23 protein-coding genes are annotated in these 18,057 nt (G+C 62.6%); 14 read left to right on the forward strand and 9 right to left on the reverse strand.

Annotation, left to right across the window (positions count from 1 at the left end):
• The 5 genes from ACR2J1_RS07195 to ACR2J1_RS07215 form a co-directional block, all read left to right on the forward strand.
• Window positions 1-306 (forward strand): hypothetical protein (locus tag ACR2J1_RS07195; protein ID WP_434018656.1); only part of this gene is annotated, 306 nt, incomplete at its 5' end.
• A 394-nt stretch (window positions 307-700) separates the two neighbouring features.
• Complete coding sequence (locus ACR2J1_RS07200) at window positions 701-1,000, forward strand: hypothetical protein (RefSeq protein ID WP_434018657.1); 300 nt, start codon at window positions 701-703, stop codon at window positions 998-1,000.
• 217 nt (window positions 1,001-1,217) lie between these two features.
• Window positions 1,218-1,433, forward strand: coding sequence for a cold-shock protein (locus ACR2J1_RS07205; RefSeq protein ID WP_434018658.1), 216 nt, complete (start codon window positions 1,218-1,220; stop codon window positions 1,431-1,433).
• Window positions 1,434-1,526: 93 nt separating this feature from the next.
• Window positions 1,527-2,948, forward strand: a complete 1,422-nt coding sequence (locus tag ACR2J1_RS07210) for a M20/M25/M40 family metallo-hydrolase (RefSeq protein ID WP_434018659.1) — start codon at window positions 1,527-1,529, stop codon at window positions 2,946-2,948.
• The gene (locus tag ACR2J1_RS07215; RefSeq protein ID WP_434018660.1) at window positions 2,935-3,609 is read left to right on the forward strand and encodes a ribonuclease T2 family protein; all 675 of its coding nucleotides are present in this window, start codon (window positions 2,935-2,937) and stop codon (window positions 3,607-3,609) included. Before ACR2J1_RS07210 ends, ACR2J1_RS07215 begins: the two co-directional genes overlap by 14 nt.
• Before the next feature lie 33 nt (window positions 3,610-3,642).
• Here ACR2J1_RS07215 and ACR2J1_RS07220 read toward each other — a convergent pair whose 3' ends face one another.
• The 3 genes from ACR2J1_RS07220 to ACR2J1_RS07230 form a co-directional block, all read right to left on the reverse strand.
• Window positions 3,643-4,332: an outer membrane protein gene (locus tag ACR2J1_RS07220; RefSeq protein ID WP_434018661.1), complete on the reverse strand. Its 690-nt coding sequence runs from the start codon at window positions 4,330-4,332 to the stop codon at window positions 3,643-3,645.
• Between the two features lie 211 nt (window positions 4,333-4,543).
• Window positions 4,544-5,218, reverse strand: coding sequence for a class I SAM-dependent methyltransferase (locus ACR2J1_RS07225; protein ID WP_434018662.1), 675 nt, complete (start codon window positions 5,216-5,218; stop codon window positions 4,544-4,546).
• A gap of 96 nt (window positions 5,219-5,314) precedes the next feature.
• Complete coding sequence (locus ACR2J1_RS07230; RefSeq protein WP_434018663.1) at window positions 5,315-6,052, reverse strand: TorF family putative porin; 738 nt, start codon at window positions 6,050-6,052, stop codon at window positions 5,315-5,317.
• A 427-nt stretch (window positions 6,053-6,479) separates the two neighbouring features.
• On the opposite strand from ACR2J1_RS07230, the gene ACR2J1_RS07235 reads away from it, so the two are divergent.
• The 5 genes from ACR2J1_RS07235 to ACR2J1_RS07255 are packed head-to-tail and all read left to right on the forward strand — an operon-like array spanning window position 6,480 to window position 10,620.
• Window positions 6,480-7,268 carry an SDR family oxidoreductase gene (locus tag ACR2J1_RS07235; RefSeq protein WP_434018664.1) on the forward strand — a complete coding sequence of 263 codons (789 nt, stop codon included), beginning with the start codon at window positions 6,480-6,482 and terminating at the stop codon, window positions 7,266-7,268.
• 51 nt (window positions 7,269-7,319) lie between these two features.
• Window positions 7,320-9,257 (forward strand): excinuclease ABC subunit UvrC, encoded by a 1,938-nt coding sequence (gene uvrC, locus ACR2J1_RS07240; RefSeq protein WP_434018665.1) that lies wholly within the window; start codon window positions 7,320-7,322, stop codon window positions 9,255-9,257.
• Between the two features lie 23 nt (window positions 9,258-9,280).
• Entirely contained in the window at window positions 9,281-9,892 is a 612-nt protein-coding gene (gene pgsA, locus ACR2J1_RS07245) for a CDP-diacylglycerol--glycerol-3-phosphate 3-phosphatidyltransferase (RefSeq protein ID WP_434018666.1), read from the forward strand.
• A 3-nt stretch (window positions 9,893-9,895) separates the two neighbouring features.
• The gene (gene moaD / locus ACR2J1_RS07250) at window positions 9,896-10,147 is read left to right on the forward strand and encodes a molybdopterin converting factor subunit 1 (RefSeq protein ID WP_434018667.1); all 252 of its coding nucleotides are present in this window, start codon (window positions 9,896-9,898) and stop codon (window positions 10,145-10,147) included.
• Window positions 10,148-10,149: 2 nt separating this feature from the next.
• Entirely contained in the window at window positions 10,150-10,620 is a 471-nt protein-coding gene (locus ACR2J1_RS07255) for a molybdenum cofactor biosynthesis protein MoaE (protein WP_434018668.1), read from the forward strand.
• Window positions 10,621-10,624: 4 nt separating this feature from the next.
• Here ACR2J1_RS07255 and ACR2J1_RS07260 read toward each other — a convergent pair whose 3' ends face one another.
• The 3 genes from ACR2J1_RS07260 to ACR2J1_RS07270 form a co-directional block, all read right to left on the reverse strand.
• Complete coding sequence (locus tag ACR2J1_RS07260; RefSeq protein ID WP_434018669.1) at window positions 10,625-10,930, reverse strand: hypothetical protein; 306 nt, start codon at window positions 10,928-10,930, stop codon at window positions 10,625-10,627.
• 103 nt (window positions 10,931-11,033) lie between these two features.
• Entirely contained in the window at window positions 11,034-11,696 is a 663-nt protein-coding gene (bluB, locus tag ACR2J1_RS07265; protein ID WP_434018670.1) for a 5,6-dimethylbenzimidazole synthase, read from the reverse strand.
• A 56-nt stretch (window positions 11,697-11,752) separates the two neighbouring features.
• Window positions 11,753-12,649 (reverse strand): branched-chain amino acid aminotransferase, encoded by an 897-nt coding sequence (locus tag ACR2J1_RS07270; RefSeq protein ID WP_434018671.1) that lies wholly within the window; start codon window positions 12,647-12,649, stop codon window positions 11,753-11,755.
• 166 nt (window positions 12,650-12,815) lie between these two features.
• On the opposite strand from ACR2J1_RS07270, the gene ACR2J1_RS07275 reads away from it, so the two are divergent.
• From ACR2J1_RS07275 to ACR2J1_RS07290, 4 genes are read left to right on the forward strand one after another with little or no spacing between them, the layout of a single operon-like run.
• Window positions 12,816-13,397, forward strand: coding sequence for a MarR family winged helix-turn-helix transcriptional regulator (locus tag ACR2J1_RS07275; RefSeq protein WP_434018672.1), 582 nt, complete (start codon window positions 12,816-12,818; stop codon window positions 13,395-13,397).
• Window positions 13,394-14,113, forward strand: coding sequence for a response regulator (locus ACR2J1_RS07280; protein WP_434018673.1), 720 nt, complete (start codon window positions 13,394-13,396; stop codon window positions 14,111-14,113). Before ACR2J1_RS07275 ends, ACR2J1_RS07280 begins: the two co-directional genes overlap by 4 nt.
• Entirely contained in the window at window positions 14,113-15,483 is a 1,371-nt protein-coding gene (locus ACR2J1_RS07285) for an ATP-binding protein (RefSeq protein ID WP_434018674.1), read from the forward strand. The genes ACR2J1_RS07280 and ACR2J1_RS07285 overlap by 1 nt, the downstream gene beginning before the upstream one ends.
• A 30-nt stretch (window positions 15,484-15,513) precedes the next feature.
• On the forward strand, window positions 15,514-15,840 hold the full coding sequence (locus tag ACR2J1_RS07290) for a hypothetical protein (RefSeq protein WP_434018675.1): 327 nt from the start codon (window positions 15,514-15,516) through the stop codon (window positions 15,838-15,840).
• A 26-nt stretch (window positions 15,841-15,866) separates the two neighbouring features.
• Here the strand turns inward: ACR2J1_RS07290 and ACR2J1_RS07295 are convergent, their stop codons facing one another.
• The 3 genes from ACR2J1_RS07295 to ACR2J1_RS07305 form a co-directional block, all read right to left on the reverse strand.
• The gene (locus ACR2J1_RS07295; protein ID WP_434018676.1) at window positions 15,867-16,538 is read right to left on the reverse strand and encodes a TetR family transcriptional regulator; all 672 of its coding nucleotides are present in this window, start codon (window positions 16,536-16,538) and stop codon (window positions 15,867-15,869) included.
• Window positions 16,539-16,600: 62 nt separating this feature from the next.
• Window positions 16,601-17,416: a pyrroline-5-carboxylate reductase gene (gene proC, locus ACR2J1_RS07300; RefSeq protein WP_434018677.1), complete on the reverse strand. Its 816-nt coding sequence runs from the start codon at window positions 17,414-17,416 to the stop codon at window positions 16,601-16,603.
• A complete protein-coding gene (locus tag ACR2J1_RS07305; RefSeq protein ID WP_434018678.1) occupies window positions 17,413-17,910 on the reverse strand; it encodes a YbjN domain-containing protein in 498 nt (165 codons plus the stop codon). Before ACR2J1_RS07305 ends, proC begins: the two co-directional genes overlap by 4 nt.
• Window positions 17,911-18,057: the final 147 nt, after the last annotated feature.

Consider the following 18,057-nt stretch of genomic DNA (forward strand, 5'->3'; position numbering starts at 1 on the left):
AAAGTGGCTTCAAAGACCTCCAGCAAAAAGCACGTTGCGAGCCATCAGCGTTCGCGTGGAAAGGCGTCACTCGCATCCAAGTCGAGCAGCGGCAAGAAACACGTGGCGTCCAAGTCGCGCACCGGGAAGAACCTGGATTCCAAGTCCAGCAGCGCCAAGAAGCACGTGTATGTTTCGTCCAAGGAGACCCGTTCACGCTCCGCGGTTGCCGGCCGCAAATCCAAGGCCACCGGCAAGGGGCTCTTTGCGTCGACGTGGAATCCGAACAAGCTCACAAAGACCCGGGCGCAACGCCGCCAGAGCTAGGCTTGCGGATTGTCTGGAAAATAGGGTTCCACGGCCATCGCCTTAAGTGGCACAGGTCAGCTCTAGGAAGCGAGTCGAGCTTCCCACCCCTCCGAGACGAAACGCCGGGCCCCTCGCCCGGCGTTTTTCGTGGCCCGATCCCCGCGCCATCTCTCCTTACCGTCAAGGCGACAGAAATGCGACGCACGAAAAGCCCATTGCGTTGCAGGAAAAGCACAGCCAGGCACGGTCAAAGATAGCATAGTCGGCGGAGACGCTTGGCTGGGACTCATCCTCCTCGCGGGCGTGCTGCTGAATGCAACCTTGCGAAGGCGTGCTAACGCACTCATTTAACTCGCTGACGCGTAGACTGAGTGATTCGGAACTGGACTTCCTCCAAGCGAGTTAGCAGGCCATGATCGACGCAACCGCATTCCGCAAGTTCCTCGCCACCGCCTCCATTGCAGCTCTCGCTGCGACGCTTTGGCCAGGGCCTCAGGCCGACGCACAGCAGCGGCCGCGCGCCAACGCACAAACGGCGCCCGAAGTCGTATACGGCGGCAACCGCGGCGTGGGCGGTCATTCCGCGACCTTGAGCGATGTGTGGGGACCGGCGAAAATGCCGCCGGCACCGAAGGATTTCGGTCCGCATTTCGATTTCCAGCCCGACAATCTCAACAGCGGCCTCTCCCACTCCCCCTACCCGTCGGACTAACCACTCACGGCTCCTCTGGCCGGTCCGCAGATCGGGTCTTGCTCTTGGCTGGCCCGCGACTTTAGAGTGAGTCGTTTGGCAGACTGCGAAGCCGGGCGGAGACTGGTGCGCATGCTCCCGGAGAGCGGCATAGTTTCTTTCCCTGATAGGTTAGCTTGCCATTTCATTCGCTCGAACTTCGGAGCGGACTGTCTGGAAAGGGGGAAAGGAGTTACCTATGCGTCAGACCGGTACGGTCAAATTTTTCAATCACAGTAGAGGCTTCGGCTTCATCACTCCGGACGACGGCGGCAAGGACGTGTTCCTGCACATTTCAGCCTTGCAGCGCGCGGGTCTTCCGGCAGTCGATGAAAGCGCTCGCATTACTTTCGAAACCGAGCCCGATCGCAGTGGCAAAGGCCCACAGGCAACCAACGTGCAGCTCGGCGATTAATTCTTCAAAACACGAACGACCTTGGCCGGTAACGGTCTAGACCGCCGCTGTTCAAAGCGGTAAGGCGGTCTTTCCTTTCTCGCGTGGGGCGTAATGACCGGCACGATCGAAGCGGCGGGTCCAGATATTGCGGGCGTCCTCAATCGCCTCGCAGACGCGAAGCCTGCAGCCCTCGACCGTCTCTTCCAGCTCCTTTCCATTCCCAGCATCTCGACCGACCCCGCTTATCACGACGCGTGTGTGCAAGCTGCGCATTGGTGCGCAGAAGCGCTTCGCGACATCGGCTTCGAGGCGAGGGTCGAGGCAACGCAAGGCAAGCCCATGGTGGTCGGACACTGGCGCTCTTCGCACGGCAGCGCCTCGCCGATGCATGTTCTCTTCTACGGACATTACGACGTACAGCCGCCCGACCCGCTCGAGGAATGGGACGCTCCCCCTTTCGCACCGCGTCTCGACGAAGATCCGCGTCATGGCACCGTCATCGTTGCGCGCGGCGCGTCGGACGACAAAGGTCAGTTGATGACCTTCATCGAGGCCTGCCGCGGCTGGCTCGACGTTGCGGTGACGGTTCTGATCGAGGGCGAGGAAGAGTCCGGAAGCCCCAGTCTCGCGCCCTTTCTCTCCGTTCGCGGCGAAGAGCTGAAAGCCGATGTCGCTCTAGTTTGCGATACCGGGCAATGGGACGAGAACACTCCTGCCATCACCGCCTTCCTGCGCGGCCTGGCGTTCTCCGAGGTCACGATCGCAGGCCCGTCCCGCGATCTGCATTCCGGTATCTATGGCGGCCCCGCGCGTAATCCCATTCGCGTTCTCACCGACATTCTCGCCGAGCTGCACGATGCCGACGGTCGGGTCGCCATTCCCGGATTCTACGACGACGTGAAGGAGCCGCCCGCAGCTCAGCGCGAGCAGTGGCGCGCTCTGGGTTTCGATAGCGACGGCTTCCTCGGCGCCATAGGGCTGACCGAACCGGCGGGGGAAAGAGGTCTGACCGTCCTGGAGCAGCTCTGGTCACGGCCGACGGCGGAGATCAATGGCATCTTCGGCGGCTACACCGGCCCGGGCACGAAGACCGTGATCCCCGCCAAGGCTACCGCCAAATTGTCCTTTCGTCTCGTGCCCGACCAAAATCCCCGCAAGATCCTCGAGGGCTTCCGCCAATTTGTGGAGTCGCGCCTTCCGCCTGATGCAAGCGTCACCTTTGCCGGCGAAGGCGGTTCGCCGGCCATCGGCTTCGATCCCGCGACGCCCGCCTTTGCGGCAACCGCGCATGCGCTGAGCGAAGAATGGGGAAAGCCCCCGGTCATCGTCGGCTGCGGTGCTTCGATCCCGATCGTGGAATCATTTCGCTCGAAGCTCGGCATGGACGCACTGCTAGTTGGGTTCGCGCTCGACGACGACCGCATTCATTCTCCCAACGAAAAGTATAATCTGCGCAGCTTCAGCAAAGGCATCAGGAGCTGGGCGCGCATTTTGGGTGAGCTGGGAAAAATTGACGGCCATGACAGGGCGTAACGGCGCGGCGCTCGTGATTGTCGCGCTCATTGCGTTGGCGCTTCTGTTTGGCCGCGGCGGTGCCGAGGATCAGAATCAGCCGGGCGAATTCGACTATTATGTCCTGGTGCTCGGCTGGTCGCCGTCTTATTGCAAGCTCGAGGGCCGCAAGAAACGCGACCGGCAATGCGACATGAACGAGCCGCGCAGCTTTGTCTTGCACGGCCTCTGGCCGCAATATGACAAAGGCTGGCCACTCGACTGCCCCACCGAGGACAAGCCTTGGGTGCCACGCCGCGTGATCGACGAGATGCTCGACATCATGCCGAGCTCGCGCCTCATCATTCATGAATATCGCGCCCATGGCACATGCTCGGGCCAGAGCCCCGCGCAATATTACAGCACCGCGCGTGAGCTCTATAAGCGCATCAAGGTGCCGCCGCGCTTTGCGTCCCCGACGGCGGGCCTCACACTGTCTCCAGAAGAGATCGAGCGCGATTTCCTCGTCGCGAATGACTGGCTCAAGCCGGACATGCTCGCGGTAACGTGCCGCGGCCAGAACCTGCTCGACGTCAGGGTCTGCTTTGGCCGCGACCTCTTCCCGACGAAGTGCGGCGTCAACGAAGACGAGAAGCGGCTATGCGACACGCCGAAGATCTCGGTGCCGCGGGCCAACCATTAGACGAACCGCTTGCAAAGACGCAGCAATGTGCGCTCAGAAGCGGTAGTTCAGCGACCCGCGATAGGTGCTCATGTCGGGATCGTATTCGAGATCGCCACCGGGATAGGACACCGTCTCGGAATCGAAGTCGGTAAACTGGTAATCGAAGCGCGCGCTCCAGTTGGAGGACAACGCGACTTCCGCGCCGCCACCAAGACTCCAGCCGAAAAACGTCCCATCCGCGGAACGTCCGCCAGGGCCACCCACGCCGAGATCCGCGTCCGCCCAGGCGCCGCCGAGGGTCGCGAACACAAGCACTTGCGGCACGACGGTGACACCGGCGCGCAAACGCAGATCGGCCATCGTATTGATGCTGGGATTGGCTTGGTTGATGCCGCCGTTGAAACGGCGTTCGCCGTTCACATCAGCGGCCAGCACATCGCCCTCAAGGCCGATGACAATCGGGCCGTTCTGCCAGTTATAGCCCCCGGTCACGCCGCCGAGAAAACCGCTCGCGTCGATGGTGGTGGAGCTCTCCGAGAAATCGAAAGGAGCGGTTGCGCCGCCCAGCGTGCCGCCGATAAACCATCCGGCAAACAAATCTTGCGGCGGCGGCGGCGGCGCTTCGAAGACCGGCGGCGGCGGCGGCGTGTAAACGTCCGCGCCCAGTGCCACGCTCGGGGCTGCCGCGAGGGCCGCCATTGCCGCCGCAACGGCAACAGCCTGATTCCAACTCACACGCATTGACTAAAACTCCCTCACACGCTTTTGCCCCGGACAAATCGTCAGCACGACACGCATCAGACGGCACGTCCCACGGAGCAAGCTTAGTTGTTATCCCTTACTGGGGGTTAACGGGCGACTAGGGCGGAACTGAGCAGCGTTAACGGCGGGTTAGTGGCCATCCCTTGACGACACAGAGATGCACCCGGGCGTCGCCTGCAGTGGCCGCTCACTAGCTTGCGCGGAATATGGCCACACACCCTTGGCGCTCGATTTCCACGGTTTGGAAGCGCTGTCGCAGGCCCGCTTCCAACGCGGATTGATCGTCGGCCCCATTATTAAAGATGCCCTTGGCGTTATAGAACGCGAGCAGCTTTTTCGCTGCCGGCGAAGGATCGATGCCGCGGCCGAGGATGGTGGCGCCGAACAGAACCGCCCGTTCCCGCATCAGGGGACGTAAATGGTCGAGGACCTTGAGCTTCTCTTCCATGCGTCCGGGCAAGCAATGCAGGACATAGGTCAGTGCCACCGAATCGAACTGCGCGATGTCCGCGTTGAGCGGCTCGAGCAGGTTCGCCTGCCAAGGTTGAGGCGCAAACCGCTCAATCCTGCGGCCGGCGCGCGCAAGGCAACTCGGATTGATGTCCAGCAAGACGAGGCGGTCGAACGCGGCATCGGCGGCGCGATCGATGAAAAGGCCCGTCCCTACGCCGGCTTCGAGGTGATTGGCGGAGAGACTAGTTGCGTAGAGCTCGATGAGTTTTTGCGTCGGGCAGAGCCAGGCAAAGCGGTTCGAGAGCCCGTGGACGATCACGTCGTAGAAGGACAGCGTGAAGGGCGTATAGACCGCGGCGGCCTTTGCCACGGCGGCAGAGAGACGGTCGTCGCGCGCAGGAAGCTCGGCCATCTCCTCGTCATGGCACCCACGGCGCACGAAAAAAAGGGCGCCGCGAACGGCGCCCTTTTGAGCTGGGAAGTTCTCTTTGGGGGAAGTTCCGAAAATCTAGAAAGTTGCCTTGATGGCACCCACCACCCGCGCATCGCAGTTATTGCGCCCACCACTCTGGGCGAAGCACTCTGCGTCGTTATAGTCCGTATCATAATAGCGCACGTCGGCAGACCAACGCTCCATGAAGCCAAGAGTCAGGCCCGCGTTCCAATACGTGTAATCGTTAGCATTCACTTCGAACGACTGGAAGCCAAGGGTGCCGCTGATGGTGGGCGAGAAGAAATTGAAAAGCTTCCCTGAGAAGGCGTAGGCAACCGATCCCTCGATCGCATTAGATTCGTCGAAGAACTGGAAATTATCCGGCGAGAAATAGTCCCTGATGTTAAGGGTCCACGCGCCTGCGGTCCACGTCGCCCCGGCGAGCGCCTCGAAGTAGTCGATTTCCGAAGCGCCTGGAAAGGTGTAGTAGAGGCCGCCGAAGTTGAAGGTGATGTTCTTCCATTTCGGCGTGATGCCGGCATAGTAGTCGAGCTCGATGCCATCCCCAAATGCGGTATTGGATCCCCACATGCCCGCATAGAAAATGCCGTAAGTCAGATCGAATTCCGCCTGCGCTGCGGGACGCTCTTCCGAGTTTGAGATGCTGCGGAACATATAGTCCGTCGTGATCGTCGCAAACCCCGAGAGCGCCAGCTTGTTGTCGTCGGCCTGCGCGGCCGTCGCCAACCCGGCAGCCAGAGCTGCCCCCAGAACGAAAGATTTGATAGATCCCACTTCCCTGCGCCGAGTCATTATTTTCTCCTGATTGGTCGCTGTCCCCTGCGATCGAATTTCAAAATCAGGATGCCGCCCGCCCCCGTGGCTTGTGTTTGAGTGCAACGTCCCCCGATTCCTTGTCAGGATATGCTGGCCCACATCCGAAGCAATGAAAAAGCTAGCGTTTCTGAAAACATCTGGCGAAGTGTGACTATTCTGCAATGGCCCAAGCGGTTTGATGCCACTTTGGGCTAAAACGTAGCGCTCTGCCTGCCGGACTTTCTATTGCCTAACCTCAGGCGATTTAGATCAGATCTTCAATTCATTGGGTTAGCCGACACACTCCCATGCCGTGGACGGCAGCTTGACCCGGTCTTGTTCCGGCTAGGGTCACTTAGAGTGGCCCGAGTTCCCAAAATTCGCTTGGCAATTCGGTTCGGGCGAACGTTCCCAACCAGACCGCATGGCACAAGACGAGGATCCCGGCACCGTGCTCGTGACCGGCGCGGGGCGCCGGCTCGGGCGGATCATCGCGCTCGATTTCGCGAATCGGGGCTGGCGGGTCGGCATCCATTATCACGCCTCCGCGGTCGAGGCCTTGGCGCTGGTGGCCGAAATCGACGGAAAGGGCGGCAAGGCGGCGGCGTTCGCCGCTGATCTCGGCCATTTGGAGGCGCTTCAGCCCCTGATCGGGGCTTGCGCAAAGACGTTCGGCCCACCCACCTGCCTCATCAACAACGCCGCGCGATTCGCGTGGGACAGCCTCGCCACGCTGGATGGAGAGCGCTGGCAGGCGCATCTCGACGTCAATCTCAGGGCGCTGATTTTCCTAACCCAGGCCTTGGTCAAGGCCCTGCCTGAAGGCAGCTCGGGCGATGTGATCAACCTGCTCGACCAGAAGGCGCTGCGCCCGGGCCCCGAATATTTCTCCTACACCATTGCCAAGGCTGCGCTGTGGACCGCAACGCAAAACATGGCCCAGGCGCTCGCCCCCCGGATCAGGGTCAACGCCATCGCGCCGGGCCCGGTGCTCAAGAGCCAGGGCCAAAGCCAGGCCGCGTTCGAACAAGAGTGCCGAGCGACATTGTTGCGGCGCGCGGTCGATGCCGAAGACGTTACCGCGGCCATCCGATTCCTGCTCGACACGCCGTCGATCACCGGCCAGATGATCGCGCTCGATGCCGGCCAGCACCTCGCTTGGCCCGGTAAAATGACCAGCGGTGACTGGAAAACGCCTTTGGCGGGGCCTTGAAGGAGGTCACGCTTAGACCTTACCTTCACCCTATAACCGCATGCTTCAAGCATGCGCCACAAGACTCCTGATCCCATGCCGTTAGAGAACCCCGAAAGCGCCGGACCCTCGCTCCTATCGCGCGCGCGAAAAGCGCTGCGCGGTGAAGAGACCGGTGCGCCGGTGATCGCCCGTTGCGCCAAGACGGCGCCGGCCGGACCCGGTGTCTACCGCATGATCGATGCCGGCGGCGAAGTGCTCTATGTCGGCAAGGCGCGTCACCTCAAAAAGCGCGTGCAGAGCTATGCGCGGGCGGGAAGCCATAACAATCGCATCATCCGCATGATCGCCGACACCGCGAGCATGGAGTTCATCACGACGGCGACCGAGATCGAGGCCCTCCTGCTCGAGGCCAATCTCATCAAGCGGTTGAAGCCTCGCTTCAACGTGGTCTTGCGGGACGACAAGTCCTTCCCCTTCATTCTCATCACGCGCGATCATCCCGTGCCGCAGATCCTCAAGCACCGTGGCGCGCGGAGCGGCAAGGGCGACTATTTCGGCCCTTTTGCGTCAGCCGGCGCGGTTGGCCGCACCATCAACACACTTCAACGCGCCTTTCTGCTGCGCGCCTGCTCCGACGCCTATTACGAAAGCCGGCTTAGGCCGTGCCTGCTGTTCCAGATCAAGCGCTGTAGCGCGCCCTGCACCGGCGAGATTTCCGTCGAGGACTATGGCGCCCTGGTGAACGAGGCGCTGCGCTTCCTCACCGGCCAGAGCGACGAAGTGAAACGGCGGCTGCATGGTCTGATGGACGAGGCAAGCCTGAATCAGGGCTATGAACGAGCGGCGAGCTTCCGCGATCGGCTGACTGCGCTCAGCCACATTCAGTCGCGCCAGGGGATCAATCCGCACAGCGTCAAGGAGGCCGATGTCTTCGCCGCCCATCAGGAGGCCGGCCAGACCTGCATCCAAGTGTTCTTCTTCCGCAGCGGCAACAACTGGGGCAATCGCGCTTATTTCCCGCGCGCCGACAAGAGCCTACCGGTTGAGGAGGTCTTGGAGTCGTTCGTGGCTCAATTCTATGACGATCGCCCGCCGCCGCGGCTCATCTTGCTGTCACACGCAATCGGAGACCGCCGCCTGCTCGGCGAAGCCTTGTCCCTCCGCGCCGACCGCAAGGTGAGCGTTCTCATCCCGCAGCGCGGCGAGAAGCGCGACCTCGTCGTGCATGCCCTCGTCAATGCACGCGAAGCCCTTGCGCGGCGCTTGGCGGAGTCCTCCTCGCAGCGCGCGATCCTGGCCCGCGTCGCGGAGCTGTTCGAGCTCGATGACGCACCGGAGCGGATCGAGGTTTATGACAACAGCCATATATCGGGCTCCAACCCCGTGGGCGCCATGATCGTGTCCGGCCCCGACGGCTTCATCAAAAACCAGTATCGCAAGTTCAATATGCGCAGCGAGGACCTCGCTCCCGGGGACGACTACGCCATGATGCGCGAAATGCTGACGCGGCGCTTCGGCCGGCTGGCCAAGGAAAAGGACCAGGTTAACGGCTGGGCGGCGCCCGACCTCGTCTTGATCGATGGCGGACCCGGGCAGCTGTCGGCGGCATGCGAGGTTCTCGCCGATCTCGGGCTGCCGGAGATAAGAGTCGCCGCCGTGGCGAAGGGGCCGGACCGCAATGCTGGCCGCGAACGCATCTATCTGAAAGGAAAAGAGCCGCTGCTCCTGGAGCCTCGCGATCCCGTGCTCTATCATATTCAGAGGCTCCGGGACGAAGCGCATCGCTTCGCCATCGGCGCGCATCGGGCCCGGCGCAAGAAGTCGATCACCGTGTCGCCGCTTGATGAGGTTCCCGGCATCGGACCGTTGCGCAAGCGGGCGCTGCTGCAGCATTTTGGATCGGCCAAGGCGGTCAGCCGGGCCGGCGTCGCGGATCTCGCGTCGGTCGGCGGCATTAGTGACCAGATGGCCAAAGCGATTTATGAGCATTTCCACGAGCGCGGGTAGCTGAGGTGGATCGGCAGGCGGACATGGCGGCGAGGAGTTGGACAAGATCGCGAGGGGCGCCACGCGGCCGCTTCGGCAGCCTTCCGAATCTGCTGACCTATGGCCGCATCCTCGCCATCCCCGCGCTCGTCGCCTGCTTTTTCGTGGCAGGGGATTGGGGCCGATGGGCCGCGATGTGGATTTTCATCGCCGCCGGCGTCACTGATTTTCTCGACGGCTATCTCGCGCGCGCCTGGCAGCAGCAAAGTGCGCTCGGACGGATGCTCGATCCTGTCGCCGACAAGCTCATCGTCTCGGCAGCTTTGATGATGCTCGCCGCGGACGGCACCATTGCCGGATGGTCGCTATGGGCCGGAGTGATCATTCTCTGTCGCGAGATCCTCGTGTCCGGCTTGCGCGAGTTCTTGGGGACCTTGGCGGTGAGCGTGCCTGTCACGCGCCTGGCGAAATGGAAGACCGTGTTGCAGATGGTGGCGATCGGCTTCCTCCTCGCGGGCAGTGCCGGCGATAAGATCTGGCCCTACACCACAATGTTCGGCCTGACGCTATTGTGGATCTCGGCGATCCTCACCCTCTACACCGGTTATGATTATCTTCGCGCAGCATTGAGCCACGTCATGAGCGAGGACGACTAAGGCATGCGCCTTTTGTATTTCGCATGGGTCAAGGAAAAGACCGGCATCGCCGCCGAAGAGATCGGCATCCCGGCGCGCGTCGCAACGATCGCCGACCTGATAGCCTGGCTTAAGACGCGTGGCCCCGAATTCGCGAACGCCTTCGCAGCTCCAGAAGTCGTTCGCGCCGCCATCGATCACGCCCATGTCCGCCATGATGCGCCCGTTAGAGACGCGCGCGAGATCGCCTTCTTCCCGCCGGTCACCGGAGGCTGAGCGTGATCCGGATTCAGCAGGAGGATTTCGATATCGGCGCCGAACTGGCGCAGCTCACATCCGGCCACCAAGACATCGGCGCCGTCGTCACCTTTACCGGCCAGGTGCGCGGCACGGCGGAAGGGCGGCCCCTCACCGCGATGACCATCGAGCACTATCCCGGCATGACCGAACGGGAACTCGAGGCCATCGAGCGTGAGGCCAATGCGCGCTTCGATCTGAAGAAGAGTCTCATCGTGCACCGCTACGGCACACTCAAGCCGGGCGACAACATCGTGCTGGTGATCACCGCGTCGGCGCACCGCCACGCGGCGTTCGACGCCGCAAAATTTCTGATGGATTACCTCAAGGGCCGGGTCCCGTTCTGGAAGCGTGAAACCGGCCCTGATGGCGATCGCTGGGTCGGAGCCGAGGATCGCGACGACGCCGCGACATCGGGGTGGGAGAAGCCGGCCAAAGACGCCGCCGAGTAGCGCGCTAGTTGATAATGCGCACGCCCTTCGGCGCGAGGGGGATATACGGCCCCCACACACATATATCGGCCCAGCCGCAACGCCCGCCCGCGCAATTGCGCTGATATTCGCAGGAGCGGCAGCGATAGACAGGCTTGCAGCCAGTGCAGCGCGCGATCCGCTGGCAGTCGCGCCACACCTTAACCTGGATCGCAAGCGTTTGCTGCTCAGGGCTACGCTGCGTCTGCATCGGTCCCGCCATGGCGGAGGACCCCGCGCCGGCAAACACGATCATGCAGATCAGGACGACACCGACCAGCCCTCTGCGCATGCCAAACCCCCTCAGGCGACGCTTGTTGAGCGCGCCATATTCCTGTCCCCCAACAGAGTGCCGCTTGACGCGCCTAGGATCAAGCGCGGCGATCGGCGCCGCATCAGCGATAAAGCACCATTTCGGACGGCGCGTGCCGGCGCTCCCAGCCTTCGCGCTCAAGGACGGGGATATCGTCGTCGGCCAGCGGATAGCCGATGCAGAGATGGCCGATAAAGCTCCAGTCCTCGGGGACGCTTAGAATTTCCGCGACGCGCGCCGGATCGAGGATCGAGACCCAGCCGACGCCGAGCCCTTCCGCGCGCGCTGCGAGCCAGAGCGTATGGATGGCAATGGCCACGGAATAGTCGAGGGTCTCCGGCATCGTCAGACGTCCGAGGCCCTTACCCTGCGCGGTGCCGTGATCGGCGAAGACACCGAGCTGACACGGCGCATCGTCGAGACCCGCCAGCTTGAGCCGCGCATAGAGCTGTGCACGGTTCGGGCTTTGCGCCGCGAGCGCGTCGCGATTGCAGGTTTCGAAAGAAGCGCGGATGCCTGCGCGCCGCTTGGGATCGTCCACCACCACGAAGCGCCAGGGCTGGCTCAATCCGACAGACGGCGAAAGACAGGCGATGTCGATCAGCCGCTCAATCGTGCCCGCAGGCAGCGGCGCCGACTGAAAGCGGCGGACGTCGCGCCGCCACGCGAAGAGATCATGCAGGCGCTCGCGAAAGGCGGCGTCGAACTCGGGTTGCGATGTGACCGGCTCGCTCAAACGTTCCATACAAGGAGACTAGCACGGATCGGCACGCCCTAAACTTGCTCGCGCCCGAGGTGAGGTTAGCCCGCGGCCGCGATCGCCTTGGCGGGATGCACCAACGCCGCGTAGTCCTTCATCAACATGCGTGCGATGTCCCCGACCGCAAAGCGATAGGGCCCGATCTCGGAAACGGGCGTAACCTCGGCTGCCGTCCCGGTGATGAAGCACTCGCTGAACTCCGTCATGTCCTCGGGGAGAATTGCGCGTTCGATCACGGTCAGCCCGCGCTGCTTGGCGAGGCCGATCACGGTACGCCGCGTAATGCCGTCGAGAAAGCAATCCGGAAGCGGCGTGTGCAGCACGCCGTCTTTCGCGAAGAAAATGTTGGCGCCCGTCGCCTCCGCCACCTGCCCGCGCCAATCGAGCATCAGCGCGTCGGCATAACCCGCCCGCTCCGCGCGGTGCTTCTCGATGGTGCAAATCATGTAGAGGCCCGTGGCCTTGCTCTCGGTCGGCGCGGTGCGCGGGTCCGGGCGGCGGTACTGCGCGATGGTGAGGCGCAGACCCTTCTCTCGTGCCGCCGGGTCGAAATAGGAGCCCCAATCCCAGGCACAAATCGTGACGTTGATCTTCGTCATCTGCGCCGCGACGCCCATCTGCTCGCTGCCGCGCCATGCAATGGGGCGGATATAGGCGTCGGTCAGATTGTTGGCCCGAAGTGCCTCGCGGCTCGCTTTGTCGAGCTCGGCGACGGAATAGGGAATTTCGAAATCGAGCAGCTGCGCGGACTTGTGCAGGCGCTGGCTGTGCTCGGTGAGCTTGAAGATCTCGCCGTCATAGGCCCGCTCCCCCTCGAACACGGCGCTCGCGTAATGCAGCCCGTGCGTCAGGACATGCAGCTTGGCATCCTGCCAGGGCACGAGGGTGCCGTTGAACCATATAAAGCCATCGCGCTGATCGTAAGGAACGGGGACCATGAGCATTCCTCCGGACCGGTCATTCTTGCGTGACCGGGTTAAAATCTAAAGCAACGCGGCGCCCAGAAGCGCCGCGCGACGGCAATTGCGTGCGCTGGCGCCGGGCGTATCAATGGGCTAACTACGTCAACAACACTGACATAAACAAACTCTAAAATATGTCAACATGGCTGACCTAACTCCGCCGCTCCCATCGACAGGCGCCGGTAAACCGCGCGGGCAACCTTGCGCCAATGAGAGCGCAGCGCGCGAAAGTGAGGAAAAGCTGCTTGAGTTCGCCGAGTTGTTGTTCTTCGCCTATCGCGATTTTACCCGCGATCCCGACGCCATTCTCAAGGATTTGCATTTCGGCCGAGCCCATCACCGGGTTCTGCATTTCGTCAACCGCCATTCTGGCTTACGGGTCGCCGACCTGCTCGACATTCTCAATATTACCAAACAGAGCCTCAGTCGCGTCCTCAAGCAATTGATCGACCAAGGTTACATCGTGCAGCAGGCGGGCAGCGCGGATCGCCGTGAGCGCCTTCTCTTTCCGACCGAAGCCGGCCGCGCACTCGCCGAGCGCCTTGCGGCGCCACAGCTTGTCCGGCTTGCGGCAGCCTTGAAGGCGGCCGGCCCCGGCGCTGCCCCAATTGTGCGCCAGTTCCTGCAAGCCATGATCAATGCCGAAGAAAGGCCCAAAGTCTCCTCTATCATGGCATCATCGCCGGTCTCGCTTACCGAGGGCGGCGACGGGGAAACGTCATGACAATGCCGACGCCGATCAAGGCTCAGCGCGGTAAGGCGCCGGACGACAATGCGCCCCATATTCTCGTTGTCGACGACGATAGCCGCATCCGCGATCTGCTCGCCCGCTATCTGCGCGAGCACGGCTTCCACGTCACGACCGCGATCGACGCCGCGTCCGCGCGCTCGACGATGGCTGGTCTATCCTTCGATCTCATTATCCTTGACGTGATGATGCCGCAGGAATCTGGCCTCGAGTTCGCCCGCGCGATCAGGCAAGACTCGCAGGTCCCCATTCTCATGCTGACCGCGCGCGCGGAGCCGGAGCAGCGCATCGAAGGTCTGGAGACTGGCGTCGATGACTATCTCGGCAAGCCCTTCGAGCCGCGCGAACTGCTGCTCCGCGTCAGCAATGTGCTGCGCCGAGGCGCGAACGCGCCCTCGTCCGGGGAAGTCCGCATGGGCGACTTCGTCTTCCATATTGCCCGCGGCGAGCTGAAACGCGACGGTGACACGATCCGCCTCACCGAGCGCGAGCGGGACTTGTTGCGTTATTTTGCCCAGCGGCCGGGCACACCCGTCTCCCGCCACGAGCTTGCCAAGGATGGGGAAGCTGGCGGTGAGCGCGCCGTCGACGTGCAGATCAACCGGCTGCGGCGCAAGATCGAGAACGATCCCGCCAATCCGGTCTATCTGCAGACGGTGCGCGGCAAGGGCTACATCCTGTATTCCGAGTGATGGACGCCACCCCCGAGACACCGCCCGAGCAACACGCGCCCGTCCGCCGCGCGACGGCGGCAATTGGCAGCACGCTACCCAAGGGCCTCTACGCACGCGCCCTCATCATCATTATCGCGCCGATGGTGCTGTTGCAGTCGGTCCTGACATTCGTCTTTCTGGAACGGCACTGGCAGACCGTCACGCGACGGCTGTCGACGGTAACCGTGCAGAATATCGCCATGCTGATCGATGTCTACAAAGCCTACCCGCAGGACTCCAATGCGGAGACCCTGACACGGCTCGCCGAGAAAGACCTCGGTCTGCGCGTCAGAATTTCGCCCGGCGAGGACCTGCCCGCAGCCCGCCGCAAGCCCTTTTTCGATCTGCTCGACTCCACCCTCTCCGATGAGATGACCCGTCAGATCGGGCGTCCGTTCTGGATCGACACGGTGGGCCGCTCCAATTTCGTCGAGATCCGCGTCAAGCTCGAGGACGCCGTGATGCATGTGCTGGCGCGGCGCAGCCAGACTTACGCATCGAATTCGCAGATCTTTCTTTTGTGGATGCTTGGCACCTCGTTCGTCCTCCTCACCGTGGCCATCCTGTTCCTTCGCAATCAGATCAAGCCCATCCTGCGTCTGGCGGAGGCCGCAGACAGCTTCGGCAAGGGCCATCCGCCGCCCCTCGACTTTCGTCCTCGGGGCGCACGCGAGGTGCGCCAGGCGGCCCATGCCTTTATCGAGATGCGCGACCGCATCGAGCGCTACGTCGAGCAGCGCACCACCATGCTTGCGGGCGTAAGCCACGATCTTCGTACCGTCCTCACCCGCTTCAAGCTTCAACTGGCGATGCTGGAGGAAGGCCCTGAGCTCGATGCCATGCGCGCGGATGTCGACGAGATGCAGGCGATGCTCGAGGACTATATGGCGTTCGCCAAGGGCGAGTCCGGCGAAGAGATCGCACGCACGGACATGGCCGAGATCCTCTCCGAGGTGAAGAGCCAGGCACACGGCGCCAAGAGAATCGAGATCAAAATCGATGACGAGCCCCTCGTCGTATCCGTCCGGCGCCATGCCTTCAAACGCGCGGTGGCCAATCTCGTAAACAATGCGGCACGTTTTTCCGCTAATGTGAATGTCAACGCTTGCCGCCGCAACGACTCCCTCGTAGTTGAGGTCGATGACGATGGACCTGGGATCCCGGAGGCGGAATGGGAGAATGTGTTCCGGCCCTTCTATCGCGTCGATCACGCACGGAATCAGGACGCAGGCTCGACTGGCCTCGGCCTGGCCATTGCACGCGACATCGCCCGGCTTCATGGTGGCGACATCGCCTTGAGCCGTTCGGCCCTCGGCGGCCTAAAGGCGGTTCTGACGGTTCCTGTCTGACGACAAGCTTGAAACTATGGGAGGGGACGTATGCGGATCGTGACACTCGGATTGGCGATCATTTTCTCCGGCGCCTTGGCGGGAATGGCGCATGCCGCCTCGCCGGATGCCATCCAAGACGAAGAGCAGCCCGGATCGGAAATCGAGATCGAGGCTGACAACGGCAAGATCGTTGCCGGCCGCGAGGGCGACATGGACCCCATCGAAGGTGAAGGAATGCTGGGCGGAGGGGACGCCATCGACGTGCCGGCGGACCCGGCCTTTCCCGATGGGGGCGATCCGATCGACGACGCGCTTCCCGGCGAAGGACCTGAAAATCTCTCCGGCCCCGGCGACGAGGATCAGCTCCCTGAATGACTAGATCGCGTCGCGCGGTTAGCAGCTCACATGACGGGCGAGGCTGAACTGTCGGGACTTGGCGAAGGCGAAGCGGTTGTCCTGCTCCGTCCCCAGCCGCGGGGTACGAGACTGCATGCGCAGCGGCATAGCCTCGCCATGCCGAGCAGCCAGTCTTCGCCCTTGCGCAGCTTGCGGTCGAGACACGCCATGGTGCGATCGAGTCCCGGCGAAGGATCGTCGAGCCAAACCTGAAAGGTCTTGCCGTAGACGGAGGCCAGGCCCGCAACGCGCACCCCTGCCCCAAGGCCTGCGAGCTTCACGCCCGCGCCAGCAAGCATCCAATATTGCGAGACAAGAGAGGAGCAGGCAAGTTGAGCCGCCTCTCCGGGGCGGCAGGCGAGATTGGCGGCGATGCGCTTCAGTGCCGGCTTATAGGGCGCCATCACCTCAAACCGCGTCATGATGATGTCGAAGACCCGATCGCGGACGCTTTGCTCGCGCGTCGCGCGGGCCTTGGCGAGAACCTCGCCATCGACTTCTTTCTGGAACGCGCGAAGGATATCGCTCTTGCAGGCGAATTCGTGCCTGAGATCGGCGAGGCTCAGCCCCGAGCGATCGGCGATGCCGGCGAGTGTGGTGTTCTCCCAACCCCGATCTTGCGCAAGCTCCAAGGTGGCGCGGATGGCTTTGGTACGCTTGGAAACGTCGTCCAACATGAGGCATCTCCTTTAGCCTCAAAGATAGGAGCTATATCGGGCTTTCGTAAGACGCCAGCCAGTTAAGCTGAAAGCGTTCGTGAACGTTCCGTTGCGGCCGCGACCGCTCGCCGCAAGAGGTCGCGCAAACCGTCCCTCCCCATCAACACTTCCAGCGCAGCGGCGGTGGTCCCCTGCGGTGAGGTCACTCTTTCTCTGAGCTCGGCTGCCGGCATATCGGAGCGGCGCAGCAATTCGCCGGCAGCGGCGACGGTTGCGCGCGCAAGCTGGGCCGCGAGATCTCGAGGCAGGCCTTCGGCCTCTCCCGCTTCAGCCAGGCACTCGGCGAGAAGGAACACATAGGCAGGCCCACTTCCCGATATCGCGGTGACGGCATCGAGCAAGGACTCATCCTCGATCCACACCACCTCGCCAACGGCTTCCAGCAGGCTGTTGCACGCAAGCGCCTGGTCGCGCGTGACCGCGGCATTCGTGCAAGCAACCGTCATGCTCTGGCCGATGGACGCGAGCGTATTGGGCATCGCGCGCGCAATGGCGCTGCGCTCCGGCAGATGCCGCGCGAGCGACGCCAAACTGCGTCCCGCCGCTATCGAGAGGACAAGAGTGTCTTCGCCAACCAGTGGCGCCAAGGGCGGCAAGATCGCGTCGACAAGTTGTGGTTTCACCGCGATGAGAATGACGGAAGGGCTTGCGGGGAGCGCGGCGCCCACTTTGATGCCGTGACGCTCAAGCAGCGCCACGATGTCTGGCTGCGGCGCCGGGTCGCTGACAATGACATCGGCCGGGTCCAGCCCCTGCCGGAGCCAGCCCTCTAGCAACGCCCCGCCCATCTTGCCGGCCCCCACGAGGAGAAGCGGGCCAGCGAGGCGCAGCGTCATGCGTGGCCTTGAGTCTCGAGCATGGTCGCGGTCAACGCTTCCTCCGCCGTTTTTCCCGACCAGAGCACGAACTGGAACGACTGGTAATAGCGTTCGCAGGCTTCGAGCGCAGACCGGAGCAGCGCCTCGCACTGACCGGCATGGGTCTTTGCGCCGTTCAGCAGCAGGCCGTGGCGATAGAGTAGCATGCCGTCTTCCCGCCACAGGTCGAAATGCCCGAGCCACAGCTGCTCGTTGACCTGCGCCATGAGCCTGTAGATCTCGTTCAGCCTGGACTTGGTCACGCGGAAATCGAAGGCACAAGCGAGATGCAAGGCCTCGAGGTCGTCCCGCCATGTGAGCGAGATGTGATAGTCGCACCAAGAACCGGAGACCGAAAGGCTAAGCTCGTCCGGCGCGCTCCTCTCGAAAGTCCAATCATGGATGGTCGCGATATGCTCGACCATGTCCACGGGATTGGCGAAGTGCTCGTAGTTAGCATGTATTGTAGCCATGCGTGTCCTCTGTAGCCCCCGCAGAGTTTCGCGCACGCAACATGCCGCCGCGAATCATCTTGTGAATCAGTTATATATCGGAGGCGATGCACCGCCAAACGCACGCGGAGTCATGCAGGGCGAATTTCTGTGGACCGGCGCAGATAG

This window comes from Methyloceanibacter sp., assembly GCF_050999895.1.
Lineage (GTDB): Bacteria > Pseudomonadota > Alphaproteobacteria > Rhizobiales > Methyloligellaceae > Methyloceanibacter.

Bases quoted from the DNA above. Each gene is read 5' to 3' on its own strand.
- ACR2J1_RS07295 (WP_434018676.1), bottom strand. From the start codon at position 16,538: ATGTTGGACGACGTTTCCAAGCGTACCAAAGCCATCCGCGCCACCTTG.
- ACR2J1_RS07210 (WP_434018659.1), top strand. From the start codon at position 1,527: ATGACCGGCACGATCGAAGCGGCGGGTCCAGATATTGCGGGCGTCCTC.
- ACR2J1_RS07235 (WP_434018664.1), top strand. From the start codon at position 6,480: ATGGCACAAGACGAGGATCCCGGCACCGTGCTCGTGACCGGCGCGGGG.
- ACR2J1_RS07290 (WP_434018675.1), top strand. From the start codon at position 15,514: ATGCGGATCGTGACACTCGGATTGGCGATCATTTTCTCCGGCGCCTTG.
- ACR2J1_RS07215 (WP_434018660.1), top strand. From the start codon at position 2,935: ATGACAGGGCGTAACGGCGCGGCGCTCGTGATTGTCGCGCTCATTGCG.
- bluB (WP_434018670.1), bottom strand. From the start codon at position 11,696: ATGGAACGTTTGAGCGAGCCGGTCACATCGCAACCCGAGTTCGACGCC.
- ACR2J1_RS07260 (WP_434018669.1), bottom strand. From the start codon at position 10,930: ATGCGCAGAGGGCTGGTCGGTGTCGTCCTGATCTGCATGATCGTGTTT.
- ACR2J1_RS07205 (WP_434018658.1), top strand. From the start codon at position 1,218: ATGCGTCAGACCGGTACGGTCAAATTTTTCAATCACAGTAGAGGCTTC.
- ACR2J1_RS07225 (WP_434018662.1), bottom strand. From the start codon at position 5,218: ATGGCCGAGCTTCCTGCGCGCGACGACCGTCTCTCTGCCGCCGTGGCA.
- ACR2J1_RS07280 (WP_434018673.1), top strand. From the start codon at position 13,394: ATGACAATGCCGACGCCGATCAAGGCTCAGCGCGGTAAGGCGCCGGAC.
- proC (WP_434018677.1), bottom strand. From the start codon at position 17,416: ATGACGCTGCGCCTCGCTGGCCCGCTTCTCCTCGTGGGGGCCGGCAAG.
- ACR2J1_RS07305 (WP_434018678.1), bottom strand. From the start codon at position 17,910: ATGGCTACAATACATGCTAACTACGAGCACTTCGCCAATCCCGTGGAC.
- uvrC (WP_434018665.1), top strand. From the start codon at position 7,320: ATGCGCCACAAGACTCCTGATCCCATGCCGTTAGAGAACCCCGAAAGC.
- ACR2J1_RS07275 (WP_434018672.1), top strand. From the start codon at position 12,816: ATGGCTGACCTAACTCCGCCGCTCCCATCGACAGGCGCCGGTAAACCG.
- moaD (WP_434018667.1), top strand. From the start codon at position 9,896: ATGCGCCTTTTGTATTTCGCATGGGTCAAGGAAAAGACCGGCATCGCC.
- ACR2J1_RS07285 (WP_434018674.1), top strand. From the start codon at position 14,113: ATGGACGCCACCCCCGAGACACCGCCCGAGCAACACGCGCCCGTCCGC.
- ACR2J1_RS07270 (WP_434018671.1), bottom strand. From the start codon at position 12,649: ATGGTCCCCGTTCCTTACGATCAGCGCGATGGCTTTATATGGTTCAAC.
- ACR2J1_RS07220 (WP_434018661.1), bottom strand. From the start codon at position 4,332: ATGCGTGTGAGTTGGAATCAGGCTGTTGCCGTTGCGGCGGCAATGGCG.
- ACR2J1_RS07230 (WP_434018663.1), bottom strand. From the start codon at position 6,052: ATGACTCGGCGCAGGGAAGTGGGATCTATCAAATCTTTCGTTCTGGGG.
- pgsA (WP_434018666.1), top strand. From the start codon at position 9,281: ATGGCGGCGAGGAGTTGGACAAGATCGCGAGGGGCGCCACGCGGCCGC.
- ACR2J1_RS07200 (WP_434018657.1), top strand. From the start codon at position 701: ATGATCGACGCAACCGCATTCCGCAAGTTCCTCGCCACCGCCTCCATT.